The sequence below is a fragment of the Paraburkholderia sp. genome (genome assembly GCF_026225065.1).
In the GTDB taxonomy this organism is placed as follows: Bacteria; Pseudomonadota; Gammaproteobacteria; order Burkholderiales; family Burkholderiaceae; genus Paraburkholderia.
Map to the genome: position 1 here is coordinate 1 of NZ_JAMFSB010000279.1, position 5399 is coordinate 5399.

Annotated in this window: 4 protein-coding genes; 2 read left to right on the top strand and 2 right to left on the bottom strand. The window is 61.9% G+C overall.

From position 1 onward, the window contains the following. The first annotated feature begins 217 nt into the window (after positions 1 to 217). The gene (locus tag M0954_RS19860) at positions 218 to 1105 is read left to right on the top strand and encodes an SDR family oxidoreductase (protein ID WP_297355054.1); all 888 of its coding nucleotides are present in this window, start codon (positions 218 to 220) and stop codon (positions 1103 to 1105) included. A 67-nt stretch (positions 1106 to 1172) separates the two neighbouring features. On the opposite strand, the gene M0954_RS19865 is transcribed toward M0954_RS19860, so the two are convergent. Then, positions 1173 to 3701 carry an ATP-binding protein gene (locus tag M0954_RS19865; protein ID WP_297355056.1) on the bottom strand — a complete coding sequence of 843 codons (2529 nt, stop codon included), beginning with the start codon at positions 3699 to 3701 and terminating at the stop codon, positions 1173 to 1175. A 332-nt stretch (positions 3702 to 4033) separates the two neighbouring features. Between M0954_RS19865 and M0954_RS19870 the strand changes: the two genes are divergently transcribed. After that, on the top strand, positions 4034 to 4615 hold the full coding sequence (locus M0954_RS19870) for a hypothetical protein (protein ID WP_297355058.1): 582 nt from the start codon (positions 4034 to 4036) through the stop codon (positions 4613 to 4615). Between the two features lie 15 nt (positions 4616 to 4630). On the opposite strand, the gene M0954_RS19875 is transcribed toward M0954_RS19870, so the two are convergent. Further along, positions 4631 to 5399: C-terminal helicase domain-containing protein (locus M0954_RS19875; protein ID WP_297355059.1), on the bottom strand; the 769-nt coding region annotated here is incomplete at its 5' end.

The following is a 5399-nucleotide window of genomic DNA, read 5'->3' on the forward strand; positions in this document are numbered from 1 at the left end:
AGGCATTGTGCGCGATGACGTCGCGTGTCAGAAGGGGGCGGCGCGGTGAAACACAATCCGGGTTTGCCGGACAATGCGCGGCCGCCGGCGGTAGCGAGCCGGGTCCAGCGTCAGCCACCGTCCGGATCCTGTTAGTGCTCTTACTATGATGACGTCACTACTGCAACGAAACGGGAAATAGCCGGATAGTAGAGGAGACAACCAGGGAGGTTTCAGTATGCGTATTTTTCTTACCGGCGCGACAGGCTTTATCGGCGCGACCGTGGTCCCCGAACTCATCAAGGCTGGACATCAGGTGACCGGCATGACGCGTTCGGACGCGGGCGCTCAAGCGCTGATCGATGCGGGGGTCGAAGTGCATCGCGGAACACTGGAGGAGCCCGACACCCTGCGCAGCGGCGCCGAGAAAGCAGATGCCGTCATCCACACGGCGTTCGATCACGATTTCACGAGATTTATCGAGAATTGCGAAAAGGACAAGCGCGCGATCGCCGCACTCGGCTCCGCGCTAGCGGGCTCCGACCGCCCTCTCGTCATCACCTCCGGGACCGGCATGGGCAGCGGCGAACATGGTGAACCGGCGACCGAAGATGTCTTCAATACCAGCCATCCTAATCCGCGTATCGCATCCGAACTGGCTGGAAATGCGCTACTGGAAGCAGGCATTAACGTCTCGGTGGTACGACTGCCGCAGGTTCACAATCCGTACAAACAGGGTCTCATCTCGCCGCTCGTTGCCATCGCTCGCGAGAAAGGCGTCTCCGCGTACGTGGGCGAGGGCCGTAACCGCTGGCCGGCTTGCCATGTCTCCGATGTCGCGCTTCTCTTCCGGCTCGCGATAGAAAAGCGCGAACCGGGCGCGCGCTATCATGCCGTTGCCGAAGAAGGCGTCAGTAGCCGCGAGATCGCCGAGGCGCTCGGACGCGGTCTGAAATTGCCCACCGTTTCGATCTCCCCGGATGAAGCGGCAGCGCATTTCGGATGGATGGGCATGTTCGTCAGCCTCGATATGCCCGCCTCGAGTGCGAAGACGCAGGTGCGGCTGAACTGGCACCCAACCGGTCCCACACTGATCACCGATCTCAACGAAGCGCGGTTTGTCTAGTTGCTGCGTTGGTTGATCGTTGCGCAGCGGAAACAACCAAGGCTAAAGCGCTCGTCGTGACGAGCGCTCACCCTTCCACCATTTGCCGGACTCTGGCGGCGAACGCATCCAGGGCGAATGGCTTGGTCATCAATTGCATGCCTGGGGCAAGATGGCCGTTGCCAATCACGGAGTTCTCCGCGTAACCGGTAATGAAAAGCACTTTCAGATCGGGCCGGGTCTGCCTCGCCGCATCGGCCATCTGGCGCCCGTTCATCCCCCCTGGAAGACCGACGTCGCTGACAAGAACGTCGATCCTCACATTCGAGCGCAACAGCTTGAGGCCCGCAACGCTATCAGCAGCCTCGATCACCGTGTAGCCGAGTTCTTCCAGCACATCGGTGATCAGCATGCGTACGCTCGGCTCGTCGTCCACGACCAGAACCGTCTCGCCCGCTTCAGCGCCGGAAACAGTTGATGTGGCGTGCTCAACGGCCTCGCCCGCGACATCGCCATAAAACCGAGGCAAGTAGATACACACCGTGGTTCCCTGGCCGATTTCCGAATAGATCCGCACCTGTCCGCCAGACTGTTTGGCAAAACCGTAGATCATCGAGAGACCGAGCCCCGTGCCCATGCCGATCGGCTTGGTGGTAAAGAACGGATCGAATGCTTTTGCAATCACCTCGGGCGACATACCCGTGCCCGTATCCGTGACGCACAGCGAGAGATATTGACCTTCGGGCATATCGTGGCTTTGAGCGGCGCTGTGATCGATCCACTTGTTGGCCGTCTCGATCGTGATGCGTCCTCCGTCGGGCATGGCATCGCGGGCATTGATGCACAGGTTCAGCAGTGCGTTTTCGAGCTGACCCGAGTCGACCAACGCTGGCCATAGCGCGGCCGCGCCGACGGCTTCGATTTTGATACCCGGTCCGACGGTGCGCTGGATCAGATCGGTCATGCCATTGACCAGCGCGTTGACGTCGGTCGGCCGCGGATCGAGGGTTTGCCGGCGCGAAAACGCGAGCAGCCGATGAGTCAATGCTGCCGCGCGGCGCACCGCCCCTTGCGCGGCCACGACATATTTATCGACGTCGGTCAGCCGTCCCTGGCTCAGACGTATGCCCAACAAATGCAGCGAACCTGACACGCCGGTCAGAAGATTGTTGAAGTCATGCGCAAGGCCGCCGGTGAGCTGGCCAACCGCTTCCATCTTCTGCGATTGCCGTAGCTGTTCTTCGGCGCGCATCAGCTCCGCGGTGCGCGCCGCCACCCGCTGCTCCAGGGTGTCATTGAGCGCGCGCAGCGACGCAGCCGCGCGATCGCGTTCCGCCTCGACGGCGCGACGCTTCTCCACGTCGAGAAGGACGCCCGGGAAGCGCAGCGGCGTGCCGTCCGCCCCGAGATCCACGCGGCCGTTCGCTTCAATCCAGTAATAGTGCCCATCCGCGCGCCGCACTCTGTACTGATGCGCGTACGGTCCACCGCGCTTGATGACTTCGCCGATCGCCGTGGCGAGGCCTTTCTGGTCATCGGGGTGAACGTTCGCCACGACCTGCGCCAGGCTGAGGCCATCGCGCCCCTCGGCAGCGTCGAGGCCAAACGCATTCGCAAACGCTTCGTCCACGGTGAAGCGGTCGTTCGGCATATCCCAGAACCAGGTGCCGATAATTGCCCCGGCTGCGAGCGCCAACTGCACGCGCTCGCTGTTCACGCGGGCGATCGCTTCGCTGGTGCGTAGCGCTTCCTCTGCTTTTTTCCGCGCTGAGACGTCGCGGAACAGAACCGACACCTGCCGCAGGCTCGGCGGTTCTACCCGCGCTGCCGATACTTCGATGTGACGGCCGGCGGTCAGAAAGTACCGCTCGTAGCGCGCCGGCATGCCTGTGCGCAGCACGTTGCCATAAAGCTCGACCCAGCCGTCGGCCCCCGTCGGATCAAGCTCGCGGATGGTCTTGCGTTCGATGTTCGGGATACCCGTATGCCGCTCGTATCCCGGGTTGGCTTCAACGTGAACGTAGTCGCTGAGCGGTCCGTGCGGGCCGTCGAAGAATTCGATGATGCAAAAGCCGTCGTCGATTGCGTTAAACAGGGCGCGGTAGCGCGCCCTGTCAGCCTCAGCGCACTTTGCAGCGCGGCGCAGTTCGAGCGCGGCCGAGGTTTGACGCGCGAGAGTCCGTAACGCTTGTTCCTGTACCTTGTCGAGGCTTCGCGGCTCATGGTCGAGCACGCAGAGGGTGCCGATTGGCAGCCCTTCCTCGGTCTTCAGAAGCGCGCCGGCATAAAAGCGCAGATTGGGCTTCCCGGTGACAAGGGGATTGCCGGCAAAGCGAGGGTCAGTAGTTGCGTCCGCAATCTGAAGGAATTCTTCTTCCAGCAGCGCCTTGGCGCAAAAGGCGCTTTCGAGCGGCGTTTCGCGCACGCCGAGCCCTACCTCCGCCTTGAAAAACTGACGGCCGTCTCCGATGAAATTCACCATCGCGACCGGCGTCCGGCATAGTGCCGCTGCCAGGCACGCAATTTCGTCGAAGGCTTGTTCACGCGGTGTGTCCAGCACGTCATACCGCGCCAATGCGGCAATGCGTTGGCGTTCAAAATCGAGGGCGTTGTTCATCCGGTAAATTCTTCTTTGTTGCTCGGTCCGGCGCCATGCAGAACCGGCCGCGAGTACAGCGGCGGCCAAAGCGCGCATCAAGCGTAGCACATGGTGCAATTGCCGATCGTTGCGCTGCGGCCGCGACACCGAATGGGGTCTCGTGCCTGGCGGTCACGTCGGCAGGTATCTCGCGCAAGATCCCGAAACGAAAATATTTCAAAAAATCGGCTCAAGAAACTATTCAGCCTGCCGTTATCAAGAAGATAGGCCGTTAATCGGGCGTTTCTCTGGCGTTGGCCAGCTAGCCCTAAAGCCGCCTCGCACCGCTTTCAAGCCAATCGAGGGATTCCATGCAAATCCAGCCAATAACCACCGCTACAGCTTTCACAGCCGGCACAACGACCGCGACCACCACGGGCGCGGACGCGTCGTCCGTTTCGAAGGTGGGCACTGCCGGCTCATCGTCCGCGACTGGTGGCGTGTCCGCTAGTACCGCCGCCTCGACTGGAGCGGCGGCCGGCAGTTCGGCGACGTCATCGAGCGGGGCAACGGGAGCAGCTTCGTCCGGGTCGACTTCCTCCGCTTCCGCTTCAGGTACGAGCGGCGCAGGCGGCGGTGGCGGCGGTTCGGTGTCTTCCAGCAGTTCCTCGACCGAGCTCGACGAGATGAATGCTCTCGCCCTGTCGCTCGAAGCCCAGCTGGCGCAAGTATCGTCCGCCGGCGGTTCAGCGGGAGGTGCTGACGCCGGCCAGATCAACCAGATCAAAGCCCAGTTGCAAAGTGCCCAAAGCTCGTTGAGCGAGGCGCTGCAGAGTTCGAATACCAGCGAACTCAGTCAGATCGAAAGTCAGTTGCAAAGCGCACAAGGCGCCCTCGCCCAGTTGATGCTGGCCAGCGGTCAGACGACCGGGCTGGTGTCGAGCAGCGCGTAAGCGTTAGCGATCCTGTCAGGGTTGGCGTTTGCGGCTGCGACCAGCGGGTTTGCCAGCCGGCTTACGTGAACCCGTAGCTGGCTTGCTGGCGGGTTTGCTGCGTGGCTTTTGCACGCTGAATGGGTTACCGCTGGAGAAGCCTGTGCCTTTACCCTCGGCCACGGCGCGCTGAACGGCAGGCTTGCGATCGTTTTCGCCACTTTGCGGGCGCGGCTGTTTGCTGAGCCCCTGCCTGGCGCCCGGCTCAGCTTGTGGCATTTTCGGCTTCTTAGGCTTTTTGGGTTTCTTGATGATCTGGCCCGTCGCACTAGTTTGCGGCACGCGGTGTTCGGCTTCGAAACCCGCCTCTTCTTCACGAGGCAGCGTTTGCCGGATCAGTGCTTCAATCGCGGCCAGTTGCGGCGCTTCATCGGCACACACAAGGGACACTGCCACGCCGCTGGCGCCCGCGCGACCGGTACGGCCAATGCGGTGCACATAGTCTTGCGCCACGATCGGCAGATCAACGTTGATCACCAGCGGCAGGTCGTCGATATCCAGCCCGCGCGCAGCCACATCGGTGGCTACCAGCATATGTACTTCGCCCGTTTTGAAGCGCTCCAGCGCACGCAGGCGCGCGGGTTGCGGTTTGTCGCCGTGGATGGTGTCCACCGAATAGCCCGCTTCGTCCAGCATGGCCGCCAGGTAATCCACGCCATTGCGGGTTTTGACGAACACCAGCGCGTGCTCCCAGTTGTTCTGAGCCACAAGGTGCATGAAGAGGTCAGGCTTGTTCTTTTTATCC

Excerpts from the sequence above, each read along its gene's own strand:
- M0954_RS19860 (WP_297355054.1), top strand. The coding sequence starts at position 218 with ATGCGTATTTTTCTTACCGGCGCGACAGGCTTTATCGGCGCGACCGTG.
- M0954_RS19865 (WP_297355056.1), bottom strand. The coding sequence starts at position 3,701 with ATGAACAACGCCCTCGATTTTGAACGCCAACGCATTGCCGCATTGGCG.
- M0954_RS19870 (WP_297355058.1), top strand. The coding sequence starts at position 4,034 with ATGCAAATCCAGCCAATAACCACCGCTACAGCTTTCACAGCCGGCACA.